The following is a 19834-nucleotide window of genomic DNA, read 5'->3' as shown; positions in this document are numbered from 1 at the left end:
AATAAAAAAAGACCCGCTTTTAGCGGGTCTTTTTTTATTTTAAATATTCTCAATATTAAGACAATACTCGATTTAATTTCTTGTTCAGCAACTTGTTCAACTGAATGTAGTTCATAATTTCTTCTAGTACCTCTCTATTATCTGCAGTTGAATCTTCTGTAGTATTTTGCAAAGTGCTCATTCTCTTTTTAATCAAAAAACAACGTAGGGTAAGTATGGTCTCACTTACCAACTGCGCCACCCCTATTTCTTTACTCTTCGGAAAAATCTCTTTACGCTCCCAATCATGTAACATATAACGCTCTTCTTCCATTAAAATAGAAGAAATCTGGTTTGCCATTTCTTGTTCTAGACCATTAACGAAAGTGGTAATTGAAAATTCTTCTTTTTCATTTAAGGCTTCAATCAATCTAGCATACATTTTACGAAAATCTTCATTGGCCAATTCTATTTCATCCTCTTGCAAGTCCAAATAGATTTTCTCGTATACCTTAATCTCAGACAACTCTGGCTCCAAGACTAAATCGCCTGCTTCATTTTCTTTCAATACCAGATCTTCAAATTGCTCTTTAAGATTGCCATACAGCATAAGCGATTCTATAATTTTTCGCTCTAAAACATATTGTACATCAACTTTCTCCTGCTTTTGATCATCTACTTCTTTACCACGAACTATATCAAAAGCTTTCTGCTCCTCTTTAGGTTGGTTTTTTACATCCTTCTCTTCTTTCTTCTCTATCTGCGCCAAGGTATTAAATAATACCGCTTCAGATATAGTCATGATTTGGGCGCATTCTTGAATGTAGATTTCTTTCTTTATACGATCGGGAATCTTAGCAATACTGTTCACGATATCTCGAACGGTATCTGCTCTCTTTATTGGATCGTTATTTGCCTCTTTTACAAGAAGCGATGCCTTGAACTGAATAAAATCTTTAGAATTGCCATTTAGATAGGTCATGACATCTTCTAACTCATTATTCTTGGCAAAACTGTCTGGGTCTTCACCTTCTGGAAATGTACATACACGTACATTCATACCTTGCTCCAAAATCAAATCTATACCACGCAGCGATGCTCGCAAACCTGCTGCATCACCATCAAATAATACCGTTATATTTTTGGTCAATCTGTTGATGAGCCTAATTTGCTCTGGTGTCAAAGCCGTACCACTCGAAGAGACTACGTTGTCTATACCACGTTGGGCAAATTGAATAACATCGGTATACCCTTCTACCAAATAACAATTGTCTTCTTTGGCTATTGATTGTTTTGCATGGTATATACCGTACAACACCTTACTCTTGTGGTAGATGTCACTTTCTGGGGAGTTTAGATATTTGGCCGCCTTTTTATCGTTCGTTAAAATACGCCCACCAAAACCAAGTACGCGACCACTTAAAGAATGTATAGGAAACATGACCCTACCTTTAAATCGGTCAAATTTTCGTGAGCCATTAGGATTATGGGGATCTTCCTTAACTATGGTCAATCCTGTTTTTGCAAGATATTCTAGTTTATAGCCTTTATCCAAAGCTGCCGTGGTAAATCCGTCCCATTGATCCAAACAATACCCTAACTCAAATTTCTTGATGGTTTCATCTGTAAAACCACGCTCTTTAAAATAACTTAAGCCAATTGCCTTCCCTAATTCTGACTCCCACAACATTTCTTTAAAATGCGTTTGGGCAAATTCAGACACCAAGTACATGCTCTCACGTTCGCTAGCTTGTTCTTTTTGTTCGTTAGATTGTTCGGTCTCCTCTACTTCAATATTATATTTCTTCGCTAAATACTTTATAGCCTCAGGATAGGTAAAATGCTCATGCTCCATTAAAAATGCAACAACATTACCTCCTTTTCCACTACTGAAATCTTTCCAAATCTGCTTTACGGGAGATACCATAAAACTAGGAGATCGTTCGTCTGTAAACGGACTCAAGCCTTTAAAATTCGAACCTGACTTCTTTAACTGTACAAAATCACCAATAACCTCTTCTAAACGAGCGGTTTCATATACTTTATCGATGGTAATTTTTGAAATCATAATCCTCCCTTAATCCCTCCAAAGGAGGGAAATAAATTTGTTAAATTAGAACCTCAAAAGTACACATTATGATTCTATTCTTTGGTACTAGACCTGGAAAGCCCGAAACTAAAAAACTTTTTAACAGTACATGTCCGTATTGCCAACAACAAGGGACTTTAATAGCTATTTCCCAAAAGAACTATTTTCATATCTTTTGGATCAAGCTATTTAAAATTTCCAGTAATACTACAATAGAATGTAACCACTGCAAACGTGGTTATTATGAAGATGAGTTCACCGAAGAAATGAAAAGAGAACTATTTAAAACAACTAATTAGCTGCAGTAACCGGTTTTTACACACGGCACCACAGCTAATTTGATGGATAAATAAGTTATTAAAGGTCGAAACGAAGACCTAGGGAAATATTATGTTGATCTACAGCGGCATCTTTAAATATAGGGTTTAAATCATATTTTACATACAGTAGAACACCATCTACACCGGCATAGGCACTTAAACCATAAATTAGATCATTGGTGTTATAGCTACGTTTAAACTTATCTTTTACTTTATCACCATCTAGACTATATTTTAATTTCTGACGGGTGCCTAAGTTGAATCCGCCATAGCCACCCAATCCAATTCTAAACTGATTTCTTAATGAGTAACGGATTGTTTTTTCTGTAGTTTTTAATTTAGAAGGTCCAAATTCAAAATGTATAGGAAAAACAAGATTATCCATTCTAAACTTAGACTTATTTAACTCATAATCGAACTCTTGAAGTTCGGACTGTCCATTATCCAAAGAAACTAAATACTGATTATTCTTAGGTTTTAAACCATTAAACTGAAATGAGAATCCGTAATTGAACCTTAAGAAATTAGTTTTCTTAAATACTCGGGTACGCCATTGCCATCCCATTTCAAAAAATCTGCTACCTCCTATTTTATATGGAGAATCGGTAAGAGACTGTCCTTCTAAAATCGCATTATTTAGACCTACCGCCATCACAAAATCTGAATACGTTCTTCTATCATATCGTATTTCACTTTTCCAATTTTTAGATTTAAAAAACACAGCAGGTTTCCCATTGATATCTACGCCCAAACGGAGACCTTTATCTGAAATCGTATCAAACTCAATTAAAACCAATGTCTTCCCCTCATTCCGTTCCAAAAGATTAATTTGATTCTCTATGATGGTAATCCTATTGTCAATATTCAAAGCTCTTTTTTCTGCCGCTGCCTGCTTTTGTAAATTTGCTTCGTCTGCGGTTATACTTCCGTTCTGAAGTCTTTCATTAATGTTTTCAACTTCATATTTTAAAGCCTCTTTTTCTTGTCGGGTTATTTTAGCTTTTTGCTCTTTTAAGTTTTCAATTCTCTTCTGATAATCTTCTTGCGCTACCGAATTTTGCACTATAAATAGTGTCAGTAACAAGATTAAATACATTGTAATTGTTTTCATTTCGATTTTGATTTTTTTGATGAATAAAACTCCGCTCCCTGTCCCCATAGCAATGTATAGAGATATAGGATAAAACGATTTGTCTTTGATTAATTATTGCGATCTGCCACTGCAGTACGCACTTTTATAAAACCGGCTTTTAGGGAATCAAAAATTTGGTCTCGGAAGGATTGATCAAGTTCATCTTCAACCTCTGTCAACAAAGCCATAGCATCAACAGATTTATCTTTATTAAATATTTTCTCTCTTAAAATTTCGTCTTGCGCCCGTTTTAACAAGGAATCTATCTCGGCATCGGTCACTGTACTGTTTTGTTCTAGAACACTTACCTGCGTTATTATAGCTGCCACCTTAGAGTCAATAATTTCATCAGGCACCAATTTCTGAATAGTTTCGTTAGTTGGCACTTGATTTACAGTTACTTCAATTTTATCATCCAGCACTTTAGACTCTTGTATTTTTGGTTCTATAGGTTCTTCAACTTTTACCTCTTTTACATTGGTTTTAGTTTCTGATGTTGCCTCTACCACTTCTTCTTCACTTTTAAACGGTATGGACTCTTTTATAATAACATCTTCTAATTTATTTTCCTTTTCCGTGCCTACAATTTCAGTTGGCAACTCATTGCTTACGGCGTTACCATTAAAGTAAAACAGTGCAATACCAACCAATACCACTATACCTGCCGCAACGCCCATCCATAAATACACCGGTTTCTTTTTAGATTTATCATCATTTAATTCTGATGCTATTTTTGCCCATGCATTCTCTGACGGAAGAATTTTCCGCTCTTGGAACTTAGCTTTTATATGTTTTTCAAACTTATCGGTTTCCATACCCTATAATATTTTGTTGCCTTAATTGGTCTTGAAGCAATTTTCGGGCTTTTAATAACTGTGTTTTTGAAGTGCTTTCGGTTATGGAAAGCATTTCTGCAATTTCTTTATGTTTATACCCTTCTACGGTACACAATACAAAAACCATTTTATAACCTTGTGGCAAAGCATCGATCAACTGCTGAATGTGTTCGGTATCTAAATCGGTGCTCTGAGAAACTTCTTCAGACTGATTCTTCTCGTACACCTCATCATCATACACCACAAACTGCTGCTTTCGTAAATAAGAGATACTTTCTCGAATCATTATACGCCTTAACCATCCTTCAAAACTACCTTCGAACTTAAACGTATCTAACTTATTGAACATTTTTAGAAAACCTTGTACCATTACATCTTCCGCGAAATGAATATCCTTAATATACTGACGGCAGACACTCAACATTTTTGGAGCATGTTTTTTATACAAACGCTCTTGTGCATCGCGATTACCCGATGTTGCTTTTTTAATGAGCTGCTTCTCGTTTTTATAAAAAGGTATAATTTTCAAAATATTGGTTTGGTCTTCTATTAGCATAGACGCAGAAGAAGTAGGTATAGTTGCCTGAAGATAAACAAAAAATAAAATTAATTTTTAAAACACTGAAAAACAGATATTTAAAAATATTAAAAAGAAGGATTTTTTTTTACAGATTTACTTTTTACGATCCACTACGTAATTTACCATCAACTCTAAAGCACTTTTGTAGTCAGAATCAGGATACGCACTTAGAAGCTCTAACGCTTCATCTTTATATTGTAGCATTTTAGTTACAGCATAATCTAATCCGCCTTTATCTTTTACAAAGGCAATGACTTCTTTTACACGTTTTTTATCCTTGTTATGGTTTTTTACGGAATTGATTACCCAGCTTTTCTCTTTTTTGGTACAGTGGTTTAGCGCATATATTAACGGCAAAGTCATCTTTTGCTCTTTGATATCAATACCAGTTGGTTTACCAATTTTCTGTCCGCCATAATCAAAAAGGTCATCTTTTATCTGAAATGCCATTCCGCAGAGCTCTCCGAATTTCCTGAAGATTTCTACATCTGCACTTTCTGGCTTTACCGAACACGCTCCTAATGAACAACATGCAGCTATTAGCGTTGCCGTCTTTTGTCTGATAATATCATAGTATACATCTTCGGTAATATCAAGGCGTCTTGCTTTTTCTATCTGTAATAATTCGCCCTCGCTCATTTCACGAACGGCAACAGAGATAATTTTAAGTAAATCGAAATCTTCATTATCTATAGAAAGTAGCAGACCTTTAGACAATAGATAATCACCTACCAAAACGGCAATCTTATTTTTCCAAAGGGCATTTATGGAGAAGAATCCCCGGCGTTTATTGCTTTCATCGACGACATCGTCATGAACCAATGTTGCGGTATGTATTAATTCTATAACCGAAGCGCCACGATACGTACGCTCGTTCACCTCGCCGTTATTCAGCATTTTTGCCGTTAGAAAAACGAACATAGGGCGCATTTGCTTCCCCTTTCGATTTACGATATAATGAGTGATTCTATTGAGTAACGCAACCTTAGAGGTCATTGAATCTCTAAACTTAGACTCGAACAGCTCCATTTCCTGATAGACAGGTTCCTTTATTTGTGCTACTATTTTCAGTTGCTCTGTATTAGAATTCCAAAATTAGTTAAAAGCTAGCAGTTAACAGTAAGCGGAGAGGATATAATGGTATTTAAGGATTGATTGTTGGAAAAAAATAAGTTCAAGTTCAAAACTCAAGCTCAAGTTCAAAAATGCTTTTGACTTTTGGCTTTTGGCTTTTGGCTTTTGGCTTTTGGCTTTTGGCTTTTGGCTTTTGGCTTTTGGCTTTTGGCTTTTGGCTTTTGGCTTTTGGCTTTTGGCTTTAACGCTTCGCGTTTTTTAGTAATAAGTATAAAATACTAAGATATTATGTTAGCAATTGCTCTAGTAATTCGTATTACTTAATACTTTGTATTTCTTAAGCTTAGCTTTGCTAAATACAACACTTCATAACAAGTCTAATTTCTAAACTCTATTTTCTCTCTTCTAACTTTAGACTTCGTACCTCGTACTTATTACTTTGTACTCTTTACTTAATACAAAAATCACGATTTATTCGCCAACTGTCCGCATGCGGCATCAATATCCTTTCCTCTAGAACGACGAACGGTTACTACTATATTATTCTTCTCTAATGTATTAACGTAGCGATCTATCGCTGCGTTAGAGGCTTGTTTGAACTCGCCATCATCAATAGGGTTATATTCTATTAAATTTACTTTAGATGGTGCAAAACGACAGAATTCTACTAAGGCATCTACATCTTTCTGGGTATCATTGATTCCGTCCCAAACAACATATTCATAGGTAATTCTACTTCTTGTTTTCTCGTACCAATACACTAAAGACTCACGCAAATCGCTCAAAGTAAACTTGGCATTAAAAGGCATAATTGAAGTTCTGATTTCATCAACTGCGGAATGCAGAGAAACTGCCAATTTAAATTTCACCTCATCGTCTGCCATTTTTCGAATTAATTTTGGCACTCCGGAAGTTGACACGGTAATTCGCTTTGGAGACATCCCCAATCCGTCAGGAGAAGTAATCTTATCAATTGCCTTTAAGACATTGTTGTAGTTCATTAAAGGCTCACCCATCCCCATAAAAACAATATTACTCAATGGTCTTTCGAAATACAATCGGCTTTCGTTGTCTATAGCAACTACTTGATCATAAATTTCATCAGGATTCAAGTTTCGCATACGCTTCAAACGAGACGTTGCACAGAACCTACAGTCTAAACTGCAACCAACTTGACTAGATACACAGGCAGTGGTTCTAGATTTTGTCGGAATCAATACCGACTCCACAATTAAATCGTCATGCAAGCGAACCGCATTTTTAATCGTACCATCGCTACTACGCTGCATTTGATCCACCTTAATATGGTTGATAACAAAGTTTGCCTCTAGCATTTCTCTAGTTTCTTTTGATAGATTCGTCATCACATCAAAAGAATAAGCCGCTTTCTGCCATAACCACTCATAGACTTGGTTACCACGAAAAGCTTTGTCACCGTTAGAAACAAAGAATTCTCTAAGCTGCTCTCGCGTTAGTGCCCGAATATCTTTTTTCTTTATTTCTTCCATCTTTTTAAAGGTAGGTATTACTGGTGATAAAAATCCCGCTTTCTCAATATGTGATAAAGCGGGATTTTATTATTTTGTCCTTTTTACAAAGGATATATTTTTGAACTTATATAATCAACATGGCATCTCCATAAGAATAGAACTTATAGTTTTCCAGTATTGCTTCTTTATATGCTTTGTTCATTAAATCATGACCCATAAATGCAGATACCATCATCAATAATGTAGATTTTGGTAAGTGGAAATTGGTAATCATTGCATTTGCGATACTGAAGTCATATGGAGGGAAAATGAACTTATTCGTCCAACCTTCATATGTATTCAACGTATGCTTAGATGAAACCGCACTTTCCAAACCTCTCATTGCAGTGGTACCTACAGCACAAATACGACGTTTTTGTAACTTGGCATTGTTCACAATATCTGTAGCTTTTTCATCAATAAATAGCTCTTCGCTATCCATTTTATGCTTAGAAAGATCCTCAACCTCTACTGGGTTGAATGTACCCAAACCAACATGTAAAGTTAATTCGGCAAAATCAACACCTTTAATTTCTAAACGCTTTAATAAGTGTTTAGAGAAGTGAAGACCAGCTGTTGGAGCAGCAACTGCACCTTCGTGCTTTGCATAAATAGTCTGGTAACGACCTTCATCTTCTGGCTCAACATCTCTTTTAATGTACTTAGGTAAAGGAGTTTCACCTAACTCTCTTAATTTTCTTCTAAAATCTAAGTAAGCACCATCATATAAGAAACGTAATGTTCTACCTCTAGAAGTAGTGTTATCGATAACCTCAGCTACCAACGTTTCATCATCACCAAAGTATAGCTTGTTACCAATACGTATTTTACGGGCTGGATCTACAAGAACATCCCATAGACGTTGCTCTTCGTTCAACTCACGTAAAAGAAAAACCTCGATACGAGCACCTGTTTTTTCCTTGTTACCATATAAACGGGCAGGAAAAACTTTAGTGTTATTAAGAACCATAACATCACCTTCATCAAAATAGTCGATCATGTCTTTGAACATCTTGTGCTCAATCTTTCCGGTCTCTCTGTGGATAACCATTAATTTAGACTCATCTCTATTTTCAGATGGATGCTCCGCCAATAATTCGTCTGGAAGCTCAAAACTAAAATTTGATAATTTCATGTAGCTATTATATTTATTGTAGCAAATTGCGGCTGCAAATATACAATCTGCAGATAGGCCTTGTCAAGTAAAACGTTAATTATAATTCTTTTATGCTGAAATCTAGTTGTTTTAGGTCGTTCCAAAAATCTGGATATGACTTCGAAACCACCTCTGCATCATTCACAAAAAGGGTAGTTTTCATTGCCAACGGTGCAAAAGCCATTGCCATTCTATGATCGTTATACGTATCTATAGCTATATCCGCGTTAATTTCAGATGTTGGTAGAATAGTAAGTGTCTTATCGGTAACAGAAATATTTGCCCCCAATTTAGAAAGCTCTGTATGTAAAGCTTCTAAACGATCTGTTTCTTTAATTTTTAAGGTGTGTAAACCTATTAAATGACAACCAACGCCTAATCCGAAACAAGTAACTGCAATAGTTTGTGCAATATCTGGCGCATTGGCTAAATCGAATTCATTGGCTGCCAATACTTTTTTATCGGTCTTTTTTAAGGTGATTTTATTTTCACCAAAGCTAGTTTCAACTCCGAAGGCGGTATAAATATCAGCAAGTACACTATCTCCCTGAAGGCTCTTCTTTTTATATGCAGATAAAGTAATTTCTGTACCCGGGGCTGCAAGTGCACAAATACCATAGAAATAAGAAGCTGAACTCCAGTCAGACTCCACAACCAATGTCGTAGGTGCTACTTTTGCTTTCGACGACACTTTAATCATATTACCTTCAAAAGAAGTTTCCACCCCGATTTCTTCAAGTAGCGCTAAGGTCATTTTTATATATGGCACCGAAGTAATCTTGCCCACTAACTCTAATTCCAGTCCGTTTTCTAGACTTGGTGCAATTAATAATAAAGAAGAAATATATTGGCTACTTACATTTGCAGGCAGACTAACTTTATCTTTTACGATACGTTGACCTTTGATTTTTATAGGCGGATAGCCTTCGTCTTGCACATACGAGATTTCTGCCCCTAAAGTTCTCAAAGCTTCGACAAGAATTTTAATTGGTCTCTCAGTCATTCTTTTAGAACCGGTAAGAATTACATCTTTACCTTCTTGAGAAGAGAAATAACCAGTCAAAAATCGCATTGCAGTACCGGCATGATGTATATCTACTGTTCCATCTGAAATTTTCAAACCTTCAGCCATAACCTGGGCATCATCAGAGTTTGAAATATTTTCTATTTTAATATCCGGGAATAATGCAGCTAATAATAAACTACGGTTAGATTCACTTTTAGAACCTGTTATAGTTATGGTATCTTTTAATTGATGATTTGACGGACCAGTTAGGTGAATTTTCAAAGCGTATGGTTTTAAAAATAGAACGCCAAATATACGCCTATTTCAACTTTTTATTGCTGTGATGACGGTCATGATCACGCTTTGTTTTTAAATCTAACTTTTTATCAAAAGCTTGTTGTAAATCGATACCTGTCTGATTCGCCAAACACAATACTACAAACATTACATCTGCCAATTCTTCGCCTAAATCTTTGTTCTTATCAGATTCTTTTTCGCTTTGCTCACCATAGCGTCTAGCAATAATTCTAGCGACCTCGCCTACTTCTTCTGTTAACTGCGCCATATTGGTCAGCTCGTTGAAATAACGAACGCCGTGTTCTTTGATCCAATTATCTACTGCTAACTGTGCGTTTTCGATGTTCATCAATCTTTATTTTTAGTATCAATTAATATTGTAACCGGACCATCATTCAATAATTCTACCTTCATATCTGCGCCAAATTCTCCTGTACCTACTTTTTTACCCATTTTAGATTCCAAAGTGGCAATAAAAGCTTCATATAAAGGAATGGCTACATCTGGTCTTGCAGCTTTAATATATGACGGGCGATTGCCTTTTTTTGTACTGGCATGTAATGTAAATTGACTGACCACAATTGCATCGCCTTTTGTAGCTAGAAGCGACATATTCATTACTCCGCCGTCATCATTAAAAATACGTAGATTGACTATTTTATTCGTAAGCCAATCTATATCGTCTTGCATATCTTCATTCTCAATGCCAATGAGTATTAAAATTCCTTGTTCAATGGCACTTATCTTTTTTCCTTCGACCGTTACACTAGCTTTGGAAACTCGCTGTAGTACTGCTCTCATTTTTTCTCGTCATGTATATCTACCCTATAATGCTCATCTTCGCCTTTTATCATCTGCAAATAGCTATTATACCTACTCCATGCAATATCGCCGGCTTCTAAGGCATCTTTTACGGCACATTTTGGCTCGTCTACATGAATACAATTATTAAACTTACAGTGCTGTTTCAGTTCAAAAAACTCTGGAAAATAATTACCAATCTCTTCCTTTTCCATATCTACGATACCGAATCCTTTTATACCGGGTGTATCTATTATTCGAGCATTAAAACTTAAATCGAACATTTCTGCAAACGTGGTGGTATGCTGACCTTGAGCATGCTGCTGGGAAATTTGTTTTGTCTTAATATCTAAATTAGGCTCTATGGCATTTACCAGTGTCGATTTACCTACGCCAGAATGACCAGAAAACATAGAGGTCTTACCTACCATCATTTCTTTGACCTTATCTACATTCTTACCTGTTACTGCAGAAATACCTAAACAGGTATAACCGATATTACGATACAATGCTGCCAAGAATTTAATTTCATCTAACTCTTCTGGAGCGTAAGTGTCTACTTTATTAAAAAGTAAAACTGCAGGTATTTCGTATGCTTCAGCAGTTATTAAAAAACGATCTATAAAAACTGGATAGGTCGGCGGATTATTTAAGGTAACCAATAAAAAAACCTGATCTAAATTTGCAGCGATGATATGTGTCTGTTTAGAAAGGTTTACAGACTTACGTATAATATAGTTTTTGCGGGTTTCAATTTCATTGATAATACCAATGGTATCATCTCCAATTGTCTCAACCTCAAAGCGAACGCTATCACCAACAGCAACTGGGTTAGTACTTTTTATTCCCTTTATTCTAAACTTTCCTTTAATTCTACATTCATAGAAATCACCATTTTCTGCCTTAACAGTGTACCAACTCCCCGTAGATTTATAAACAATTCCTACCATCTATATAAAATACCTTCCTTTTATACAAAGTAACTGCTTTAAATATAAAAATTAATATAAATTTGGAATTAGAACTATAATTGTAAATAATAACCAAACTCTAGAAAATGAAATTCATTAAAAAATCATTACTGATACTAACCTTATCAGTTTTTACTTTTGGGGCTGCCCAAGAAACAATTACGAACGAATCAGTTGTGCAAATGGTTGAACTTGGTTTTGACGATTATATGATTATTGATAAAATAAATACGTCTGATGTTAAGTTCGATGCTTCTATTTCAGCGCTTGGGCAAATGAAAAATGCAGGTGTTTCTTCTGAAGTGCTGTCTTTAATCATGGACAAGTCTAAGCAAAATACCATGTCTAAAACTGGAATTTATTATACTGATGCTAGTGGTGAAGATAAATTAGTTCAACCAAGTGTATTTTCTGGAGCAAACTCTAATCAAGTTGCACAGAAATTAGTTTCTGGATTGATAAACGCTAAGCAAAAAGCTCAATTACCAAAAACACAATCTAACAACGTTATTCGTCAAAGTCAACCTGAATTCACTTTCATTTTTGATCCTAGCGTAACACAAGTTGATAACATGCAAAACAACCAAGGCGGCGATACGGGCATCTTTAACTGGTGGTTTAGAATGGCAAGTAACCCTAACGAGTTTGTGTTAGTAAAACTTACAGTTAAAGAAAAAAAGAACCTTAGAGAGGTTATTACCGGAAAAAGTAGCTGGATCACTAGTAGTAGTGGTATTGACCCTAAATATGCACTTAACTTTGCTATTGAGGAAATTGAAGGTAACAAATTCAAAGTGACTCCTGATTCTTTAGAGCCTGGTGAGTATTGCTTTATCTACCAAGGTCAAGTACCTCAAGGTAGAGAGAACCAATCTGTTTTTGATTTCTCTATTCAATAGAAACAAAAGCATATTAAATAAAAAAACCGATGTGAAAAGCATCGGTTTTTTTATGCTTCATTCTATCATACTACTTTACTAAAAGTGATTTTTTTAAAGTTTAGTTACATTTTATACAATTTTACAACTACTATACTGTTAATAGTTCATTATCAATGAAATTAACCAAAATTTTAAAAATCAAAATTATGATGAAAAGTATCTTATTTACCCTATTATTTGTTTGTACGACTGTAAGTTTAAGCGCTCAGCAGTATAAAGTTATTACTAGTGTAGAATCAATTGTATCGAGCGGTTTAGGAAGATCAAGAATCATCGACGGTAATGAAGACAAAAATTATGAAGAGTTTACTTCGACACAAACCGAAGATGATAAAACTCGAAATAAATCAAAAAGAGATGAAATCAGGGTCAAAGACTTTGATGAAACTAAATTATTAAACTTTTTTAATATCGGTGGAATCCGTTTTCAAAATATAGCAGCCAATGATGCCGTAATAACTTCTAAAATAAATGCGATGGTAGCAGAAGGCTGGGAACTTGCATTTGTAACAAGCGCTGTAGAAAGTGATGGCGGAAAAGGAGACTCTTCAGGTATTTTTATAACACGATATATATTCAAAAAGTAACACAAGCTATAACAAAAAAAAGCCCGGTATTTACCGGGCTTTTTTTTATACACAACTTAAAACTATTGCGCTAAGTTAATCTCAACGCGTCTGTTTTTCTGTCTTCCGTCCTTATACATATTCGTAGCAATTGGCTTACTTTCTCCATAACCTATTGCGGTTATTCTTGCCGGCGAAATACCACCGTCTATTAAAAATTGTAAAACCGCTTGCGCTCTAGATTCAGATAATTTCTGATTAGTTGCTACAGAACCAATACTATCGGTATGACCTTCTATGGTAAAATTAGCATTAGGATACTCGTTCAAAATACCGATAATATCTACCAATACTGGGGTAGACTCATCTTTTAGTGTTGATTTACCTGTATTGAACAAAATAGTTTTAGCATATTCGTTCAAAGATTTTTGAACCTCAGCGGTAACTACAGGCTCTGGACAACCTTTGTTTGCCACAGTTCCCATTTCATTCGGACACTCATCATCTTTGTCCAAAACAGAATCGCCATCAGAATCTGCCCAAGGGCAGCCATTATTCTCTACTGGTCCTGCTTCATCGATACACTGATCTTCGTTATCCATTATAGTATCACCATCGGTATCTACCCATGGGCAACCGTTGTTTTCTACTGGTCCTGCTTCATCTTTGCATTGATCTTCATTATCTAAAACAGAATCTCCGTCTGTATCTCCCCAAGGGCAACCATTATTTTCTATTGGACCTGCTTTTTTTGGGCAACCATCCTCTTTGTTTGTTATACCATCGCCGTCAGAATCTTTAGGCTGACCGTAATATACCGGCACTTTTAAACCTGCATATATATCTGCACCTTGTATTTCATTTTTCGTGAATGTAGATAGCAATGATCCTGAACCAATATATAATGGTCCGGCACGTAAACCAGCACCTACTTGCAAGCCGCTATATTGATAGCTACTTACCGGTAAATAGAAGCTAAACCACTTGCTTTCAAAACGAGGGGTCAAAGAAAATACATTTGCAGTTCTAAGGTTATTCTCACCGGCAGAACGCATAGATACATCTGTATTGAAATTCAAATAAAAATTGTTCTTAATGTTCCAATCTGCATTAAAATGAAGTGCTGTCGGTAAACCAGCTTTCATATCTTCTGTAGCTTGTGTAAACGTATATAGATTCTGTAAATCATCAGAATCTTCAATGTTGTCATAATCATCTTGGGTAATGGTGTTGTTGATATTGTAATTATCAATTAAACTACCCCTATATTTAACGGACCCAATATCAGTAAGAGACAAGCCTAGTTTAAGCTTGTACTTGTTCTTGTCTTTCATTACAGTTTTTTCACCGTCTGCGCCCGTAACCACATAATCTTCGTAATTAGGTCTCCACTCATAAACAAAACCTAAATCGAATCCGAATCCGTTTGCATCTGGCACTTCGTAATCATAGTTGTCATCATCATAATCATCTGCACGACCATAAATTAAATCGCCCGTAGATTCTAATGTTCCAATTGTAGTACTATTTGGTAATGTTGCACCGTCGGCATCATAATTAATAGTAACATTTCTACCTGTAACATATGCATTACCAAAACCTTTTAAATATTTTAACGAAAGTCCCCCTTTTAAAAAATGCTCCTCTTTATTCATTAATTCTTGAGCGTATGTAATACCTACTTCTGCCCAGCCATGCCCAGCGGCAAAGAAATCTCCTTCATCTACCAAAAAGTCTTGACTTTCATCAATGCTGTCATCTAAATCATCAATACTTTCGCCGTTAAATTCATTACCGGTAACAAAACTTCTTGCCCTAGTGAATACCGCTATCGATGATTTTCTACCTACGTTAAACATAAATGACGGACCTAATATATCTACGTTACCAGAAAAATTATTGTTGCTTGTCAACATTAGGTTCGCATCTCTATCAAAATCAAAATCACTTGACACTAAATCTGAATAACCGACACCTACATAATCATTGGCAAGAAAACCACTTACACCAACTAAATTGATGTCTGTTTTAAAGCGCGAGTCTGCGATATTTGCCGGGTTAGAAATGACTCCGTTTACCCCACTATAATTATCGGTTAAATAGCCAATATAAGATTGTGCTTTTGCTGATAGTGATGCTACCAACATGATGGCAACTAATACTACTTTTTTCATACTTTGGGTTTGGTTAAAATGGTTCTTTAGTCCCCTAAACGATACATATTGGGGGATATTGTCAATACGTACTACTTTTCTTACTATTTAAAAATTAGGCCAAAAAAAAACATCCGCATAATACGGATGTTTTTTAGGTATAAAGTTAAGTTAACCTTAAGCGTTTACTATCTTTTCTTGATGACGAATAGACTCTTGGTGAATTGCTTTGAACATACGAAGAACAAACTCTTCACTTAAGCCCTTACTTTCTCCTTCTAGAATCATTGCTCCTAAGATTTCATTCCAACGTGTACTTTGCAATACTGCTACGTTTTTCTCTTTTTTAAGCTCACCGATAGCATCTGAGGTTTTCATACGCTTACCTAAAGTTTCAATTAATTGATTATCAATAATATCAATATTGGCTCTAAGGTTATTTAGCTTTGCATTATACTCAGCCTCGGTATTATCCTCTTTACGAATTTTGAGATCTCTCATGATCTGTACCAATTTGCTTGGTGTCACTTGCTGTGCAGCATCACTCCATGCGTTATCTGGATCATGATGTGTTTCTATCATCAATCCGTCAAAATTAAGATCAAGAGCAGTTTGTGATACATCAAAGATCATTTCTCTATTTCCTGTAATGTGCGATGGGTCATTGATAATAGGTAAATCTGGAAATTTAGTTTGCAGATCAATCGCCATTTGCCATTCTGGAATATTTCTATATTTAGTTTTCTCATATGTAGAGAAACCTCTATGTATTACTCCCAAATTTTTAATATCTGCAGTAGCCAAACGCTCAACAGCTCCTAACCATAAAGCTAAATCTGGATTTACAGGATTCTTTACCAATACAACTTTATCAGTTCCTTTTAATGCATCGGCTATTTCTTGAACGATAAACGGACTCACCGTTGATCTTGCGCCGATCCATAATAAATCGATATCGTGCTCTAATGCTAATTCAACGTGTGCACGGTTTGCTACTTCTGTAGCTGTTTTCATGCCCGTTTCTGCTTTAACTTTTTGAAGCCATTTAAGACCCAAAGCACCTACACCTTCAAAATTTCCTGGGCGAGTACGTGGTTTCCAAATACCGGCTCTGTAATAGTTTACATCGGTATCTTTTAAGGAGTGCGCTATACCTAACACTTGTTCCTCTGTTTCCGCACTACATGGCCCTGCTATTACTAGTGGATGGTCTAGGTTTAAGTCATCCAACCATGTTCTCATTTGTTTTGAATTTTCCATTTTAATTATTCTATTTCTTGTTTAACGGTATTCCTATTTAATATTCCTTTAATCTTATTCGTATTGTTCATTTCATTATAAATGCCCTCGTAATCATCGTTTAACAACATTTCTTTAAATGCCGTTAAATTTTGAATATACTCTTCTAATGTTTCGACTACATTTTCTTTATTCTGTTTAAAAATGGGTGTCCACATGGCTGGCGAACTTTTTGCCAAACGCACCGTACTTTCAAATCCACTGCCCGCCATATCAAAAATATCGCGCTCGTTCTTTTCTTTTTCAATCACCGTTTTACCCAACATAAATGCACTAATGTGCGATAAATGCGATACATAAGCAATGTGCTTATCATGAGCTACAGGGTTCATATATCGAATTCGCATACCCACTGCTTGAAAAACTTTCAAAGCCCTTTCTTGCAATTTAAAAGCCGTTAGTTCAACCTCGCAAATAATATTCGTTTTGTCTTTGAACAAATTGTTTATCGCTGCAGACGGACCAGAGAATTCTGTTCCTGCAATAGGGTGACACGCTAAAAAGTTTCTTCTCTTCGGATGATTCTCCAACACCTTACATATTTGAGATTTGGTCGATCCAACATCAAAAACTACACAATCTTCATTAACGGCATCTAATATGGCAGGAAGCTCTGTTACCATAACATCAACAGGTATACTTACAATGACCATATCTGCCAATTGCAAATCTTGATAGATCGCTTTCTTATCAATAATACCCAAAGTCAATGCCTCGGCTAAATTTGCTTCATTAGATTCTACGCCATAAACGGTAACATTGTCAAAAGCAGACTTTATATCTTTTGCCAAAGAACCTCCTATTAAACCGATACCTATTACAAATACATTCATAATCATCCGATAACCCCTCTAAAAATTGGGGATATTTTTTTGCTTCACTTTAGTTGATCGCCGTTGTTATCAACTAATCAAATCTTTTAATTGCTTCTTTTATTTTTTCTTTTGCTATACAAAGCGAAAAGCGAATATAGCCTTCGCCATTACTACCAAATATGGTACCCGGGGTAATGAACAAATCTTTTGTGTACAATACATTATCTATAAAAGCTTCTGATGATACACTGCCTTCTGGTAATTTTGCCCACACGAACAAGCCCACGGCATTTTTATCATATGCACAACCAAGCTTGTCTGCCAATTTAAATACCAACTCTCTACGTTCGCTATATACCGCATTTAAGTTTTCGAACCATCCATCGGCACTTTCTAATGCTGCAATGGCGCCTTTCTGAATACCATAGAACATACCAGAATCCATATTACTCTTCACCTTTAAAATAGCATTAATATGCTCTTCGCTTCCTAATACAAAACCTACACGCCAACCGGCCATATTAAACGTTTTGCTTAATGAATTTAATTCTAAACAAACCTCTTTTGCATTCGGTATACTTAAAATACTCGCAGGTTCGTCATTTAAAACAAAACTGTAAGGATTATCGTTTACCAATAGAATTTGATGATGTTTAGCAAAGTCGACTATTTTTACAAACTGCTCTTTGGTAGCCGAAGCACCTGTTGGCATATGTGGGTAACTTAACCACATAATCTTTACCTTAGATAAATCTTGCTTCGCCAATACTTCTAAATCTGGAAACCAACCATTGTCTTCGGTTAAATCATAGTATTTAGGCACTGCACCTACCAAATTAGTTACAGATGTGTACGTTGGATACCCCGGATTAGGGATGAGCACCTCATCACCTGCATTTAAAAAAGAAAGGCTAATATGCATTATACCTTCTTTTGAACCCATTAGGGGTAAAATCTCAGTATCAGGATTGGCGTCAACATTTAACCTCTTCTTATAAAAATCAGCAATTGCAACTCTTAACTGAGGTAACCCTTGGTAACTTTGATATTGATGCGCACCACTTTCTAAAACCGCACTCTGTATTGCATTCAATACTTCTTGAGACGGAGCCAGATCCGGACTACCGATTCCCATATTTATGATCGGTTTACCTTGCGCCATTAAGCCGCGTACCTCTCTCAATTTTTTTGAGAAGTAGTATTCCTGTATAGTATTTAACCTTTCGGCAGTACGTATCATTGTCTTACATTTTTATATTCACCCAAAACCTTAAAGTCTTCTGCCATGATGTTCAATAGACTTTTTGCTTTGGTAAAATCTGCATAATCAGTAAAAGTGACATCCACAAAAAATGAATACTTCCATGGTGTTTCTATTACCGGTAACGACTGTATTTTTGTCAAATTCAATCTACAATCGCTCATAACATTAAGCACAGCCGCTAAACTTCCCCTTTTATGGTCGGTTATAAACCTTAACGAAGCCTTTGTAATTTCAGCCTCTGGTAGCACATTGTTTTTTGTCTTTACAATGATAAAACGAGTAGCGTTATTTTGTATCGTCTGTATGTCGTTCGCTACGATGTCCAACCCATATAATTCAGCTGCAACTTTTGGCGCGATAGCCGCAACATGCTTTAACTTTTGCTCTTGTATGCGTTTTGCAGTCTCGGCAGTATCTACATCTTCTACCAATTTAATGTTCGGATATTGTCTAAAATAGTCCTTACACTGCAACAAAGCCATCGGGTGAGAACTGACCTCAGTTATATCTTCAATTTTCTGACCTTTTAATACCATTAAATTGTGATGGATATTTAAATAATATTCCCCAATTATGTGTAGATCATTATGGTTTACCAAAGCATAATTAGGAATAATCGAACCCGCAATAGAATTTTCTATCGCCATGACACCTTGATCTGCTTCTTTTGACAATAACTTATCTACCAAAGCATCGAAAGAAAGACATTCTACAAGTTCAATATCATTACCAAAATAATCTATAGCTACCTGATGATGGTTACTTCCTTTAATTCCCTGTATGGCTATTTTTAAACTCATAATTCACATTTCAACTTACTGCTTTACCCTTTAATTATGTTTGGAGTGATTTCAATTTTTAGACAAAAAAAAAGTTCCGATGTACATCGGAACTTAGATTCTATTTTATATTTAAAATATACTACAACAGTCCCGTACCTCTCTTAAAAAAGAAGTAAAAATAAAAACCGTTCCAGAAATATTGTTTTGTCATTGTGATTGTAAACTTTGGCTAATGTAGTAATTA

At 35.6% G+C, this 19834-nt stretch carries 19 protein-coding genes; 3 read left to right on the top strand and 16 right to left on the bottom strand.

Features of this window, described 5'->3' with window-relative positions; translation table 11 throughout:
- Positions 1–55: 55 nt before the first annotated feature.
- Positions 56–2047, bottom strand: a complete 1992-nt coding sequence (dnaG, locus tag DFQ03_RS18495; protein ID WP_133674716.1) for a DNA primase — start codon at positions 2045–2047, stop codon at positions 56–58.
- Between the two features lie 68 nt (positions 2048–2115).
- On the opposite strand from dnaG, the gene DFQ03_RS18490 reads away from it, so the two are divergent.
- On the top strand, positions 2116–2367 hold the full coding sequence (locus tag DFQ03_RS18490; protein ID WP_133674715.1) for a zinc-ribbon domain-containing protein: 252 nt from the start codon (positions 2116–2118) through the stop codon (positions 2365–2367).
- A gap of 58 nt (positions 2368–2425) precedes the next feature.
- On the opposite strand, the gene DFQ03_RS18485 is transcribed toward DFQ03_RS18490, so the two are convergent.
- The 10 genes from DFQ03_RS18485 to rsgA all read right to left on the bottom strand — a co-directional run bounded on the left by DFQ03_RS18485 (position 2426) and on the right by rsgA (position 11749).
- Positions 2426–3499, bottom strand: coding sequence for a hypothetical protein (locus DFQ03_RS18485; RefSeq protein WP_133674714.1), 1074 nt, complete (start codon positions 3497–3499; stop codon positions 2426–2428).
- 89 nt (positions 3500–3588) lie between these two features.
- Positions 3589–4335, bottom strand: a complete 747-nt coding sequence (locus DFQ03_RS18480; RefSeq protein WP_133674713.1) for a hypothetical protein — start codon at positions 4333–4335, stop codon at positions 3589–3591.
- Complete coding sequence (locus tag DFQ03_RS18475) at positions 4322–4885, bottom strand: RNA polymerase sigma factor (protein WP_133674712.1); 564 nt, start codon at positions 4883–4885, stop codon at positions 4322–4324. Before DFQ03_RS18475 ends, DFQ03_RS18480 begins: the two co-directional genes overlap by 14 nt.
- 144 nt (positions 4886–5029) lie before the next feature.
- Positions 5030–6007 carry a polyprenyl synthetase family protein gene (locus DFQ03_RS18470; RefSeq protein WP_133674711.1) on the bottom strand — a complete coding sequence of 326 codons (978 nt, stop codon included), beginning with the start codon at positions 6005–6007 and terminating at the stop codon, positions 5030–5032.
- 467 nt (positions 6008–6474) lie between these two features.
- Positions 6475–7518 carry a 23S rRNA (adenine(2503)-C(2))-methyltransferase RlmN gene (gene rlmN / locus DFQ03_RS18465; protein ID WP_133674710.1) on the bottom strand — a complete coding sequence of 348 codons (1044 nt, stop codon included), beginning with the start codon at positions 7516–7518 and terminating at the stop codon, positions 6475–6477.
- A 106-nt stretch (positions 7519–7624) separates the two neighbouring features.
- Complete coding sequence (gene queA / locus DFQ03_RS18460) at positions 7625–8674, bottom strand: tRNA preQ1(34) S-adenosylmethionine ribosyltransferase-isomerase QueA (RefSeq protein ID WP_133674709.1); 1050 nt, start codon at positions 8672–8674, stop codon at positions 7625–7627.
- A gap of 79 nt (positions 8675–8753) precedes the next feature.
- Positions 8754–9983: a 3-phosphoshikimate 1-carboxyvinyltransferase gene (locus DFQ03_RS18455; RefSeq protein WP_133674708.1), complete on the bottom strand. Its 1230-nt coding sequence runs from the start codon at positions 9981–9983 to the stop codon at positions 8754–8756.
- A 37-nt stretch (positions 9984–10020) separates the two neighbouring features.
- The gene (locus DFQ03_RS18450) at positions 10021–10347 is read right to left on the bottom strand and encodes a nucleotide pyrophosphohydrolase (RefSeq protein WP_133674707.1); all 327 of its coding nucleotides are present in this window, start codon (positions 10345–10347) and stop codon (positions 10021–10023) included.
- Entirely contained in the window at positions 10347–10799 is a 453-nt protein-coding gene (gene dtd / locus DFQ03_RS18445; protein ID WP_133674706.1) for a D-aminoacyl-tRNA deacylase, read from the bottom strand. The genes DFQ03_RS18450 and dtd overlap by 1 nt, the downstream gene beginning before the upstream one ends.
- A complete protein-coding gene (gene rsgA / locus DFQ03_RS18440) occupies positions 10796–11749 on the bottom strand; it encodes a ribosome small subunit-dependent GTPase A (protein ID WP_133674705.1) in 954 nt (317 codons plus the stop codon). Before rsgA ends, dtd begins: the two co-directional genes overlap by 4 nt.
- 107 nt (positions 11750–11856) lie before the next feature.
- Here rsgA and DFQ03_RS18435 point away from each other — a divergent pair, with 107 nt between their 5' ends.
- Complete coding sequence (locus DFQ03_RS18435; protein ID WP_133674704.1) at positions 11857–12669, top strand: hypothetical protein; 813 nt, start codon at positions 11857–11859, stop codon at positions 12667–12669.
- A gap of 188 nt (positions 12670–12857) precedes the next feature.
- A complete protein-coding gene (locus DFQ03_RS18430; protein WP_133674703.1) occupies positions 12858–13298 on the top strand; it encodes a hypothetical protein in 441 nt (146 codons plus the stop codon).
- A 62-nt stretch (positions 13299–13360) separates the two neighbouring features.
- Here DFQ03_RS18430 and DFQ03_RS18425 read toward each other — a convergent pair whose 3' ends face one another.
- The 5 genes from DFQ03_RS18425 to DFQ03_RS18405 form a co-directional block, all read right to left on the bottom strand.
- Entirely contained in the window at positions 13361–15451 is a 2091-nt protein-coding gene (locus DFQ03_RS18425; protein ID WP_133674702.1) for a DUF5723 family protein, read from the bottom strand.
- Between the two features lie 156 nt (positions 15452–15607).
- Positions 15608–16690, bottom strand: coding sequence for a bifunctional 3-deoxy-7-phosphoheptulonate synthase/chorismate mutase type II (locus DFQ03_RS18420; protein WP_133674701.1), 1083 nt, complete (start codon positions 16688–16690; stop codon positions 15608–15610).
- A 5-nt stretch (positions 16691–16695) separates the two neighbouring features.
- The gene (locus DFQ03_RS18415; protein ID WP_133674700.1) at positions 16696–17562 is read right to left on the bottom strand and encodes a prephenate dehydrogenase; all 867 of its coding nucleotides are present in this window, start codon (positions 17560–17562) and stop codon (positions 16696–16698) included.
- Between the two features lie 73 nt (positions 17563–17635).
- Positions 17636–18784: a pyridoxal phosphate-dependent aminotransferase gene (locus DFQ03_RS18410; protein ID WP_133674699.1), complete on the bottom strand. Its 1149-nt coding sequence runs from the start codon at positions 18782–18784 to the stop codon at positions 17636–17638.
- On the bottom strand, positions 18781–19608 hold the full coding sequence (locus DFQ03_RS18405) for a prephenate dehydratase (RefSeq protein WP_133674698.1): 828 nt from the start codon (positions 19606–19608) through the stop codon (positions 18781–18783). The genes DFQ03_RS18410 and DFQ03_RS18405 overlap by 4 nt, the downstream gene beginning before the upstream one ends.
- Between the last annotated feature and the right edge of the window lie 226 nt (positions 19609–19834).

Origin of the sequence: Maribacter caenipelagi, assembly GCF_004364175.1 — a bacterium.
Taxonomy (GTDB): domain Bacteria; phylum Bacteroidota; class Bacteroidia; order Flavobacteriales; family Flavobacteriaceae; genus Maribacter; species Maribacter caenipelagi.
Note: the sequence above shows the minus strand (reverse complement) of the source record. Positions and strands in the feature narration are given on the sequence as shown.

Excerpts from the sequence above, each read along its gene's own strand:
- dnaG (WP_133674716.1), bottom strand. The coding sequence starts at position 2,047 with ATGATTTCAAAAATTACCATCGATAAAGTATATGAAACCGCTCGTTTA.
- DFQ03_RS18490 (WP_133674715.1), top strand. The coding sequence starts at position 2,116 with ATGATTCTATTCTTTGGTACTAGACCTGGAAAGCCCGAAACTAAAAAA.
- DFQ03_RS18485 (WP_133674714.1), bottom strand. The coding sequence starts at position 3,499 with ATGAAAACAATTACAATGTATTTAATCTTGTTACTGACACTATTTATA.
- DFQ03_RS18480 (WP_133674713.1), bottom strand. The coding sequence starts at position 4,335 with ATGGAAACCGATAAGTTTGAAAAACATATAAAAGCTAAGTTCCAAGAG.
- rlmN (WP_133674710.1), bottom strand. The coding sequence starts at position 7,518 with ATGGAAGAAATAAAGAAAAAAGATATTCGGGCACTAACGCGAGAGCAG.
- queA (WP_133674709.1), bottom strand. The coding sequence starts at position 8,674 with ATGAAATTATCAAATTTTAGTTTTGAGCTTCCAGACGAATTATTGGCG.
- DFQ03_RS18450 (WP_133674707.1), bottom strand. The coding sequence starts at position 10,347 with ATGAACATCGAAAACGCACAGTTAGCAGTAGATAATTGGATCAAAGAA.
- dtd (WP_133674706.1), bottom strand. The coding sequence starts at position 10,799 with ATGAGAGCAGTACTACAGCGAGTTTCCAAAGCTAGTGTAACGGTCGAA.
- rsgA (WP_133674705.1), bottom strand. The coding sequence starts at position 11,749 with ATGGTAGGAATTGTTTATAAATCTACGGGGAGTTGGTACACTGTTAAG.
- DFQ03_RS18435 (WP_133674704.1), top strand. The coding sequence starts at position 11,857 with ATGAAATTCATTAAAAAATCATTACTGATACTAACCTTATCAGTTTTT.
- DFQ03_RS18430 (WP_133674703.1), top strand. The coding sequence starts at position 12,858 with ATGATGAAAAGTATCTTATTTACCCTATTATTTGTTTGTACGACTGTA.
- DFQ03_RS18425 (WP_133674702.1), bottom strand. The coding sequence starts at position 15,451 with ATGAAAAAAGTAGTATTAGTTGCCATCATGTTGGTAGCATCACTATCA.
- DFQ03_RS18420 (WP_133674701.1), bottom strand. The coding sequence starts at position 16,690 with ATGGAAAATTCAAAACAAATGAGAACATGGTTGGATGACTTAAACCTA.
- DFQ03_RS18415 (WP_133674700.1), bottom strand. The coding sequence starts at position 17,562 with ATGAATGTATTTGTAATAGGTATCGGTTTAATAGGAGGTTCTTTGGCA.
- DFQ03_RS18410 (WP_133674699.1), bottom strand. The coding sequence starts at position 18,784 with ATGATACGTACTGCCGAAAGGTTAAATACTATACAGGAATACTACTTC.
- DFQ03_RS18405 (WP_133674698.1), bottom strand. The coding sequence starts at position 19,608 with ATGAGTTTAAAAATAGCCATACAGGGAATTAAAGGAAGTAACCATCAT.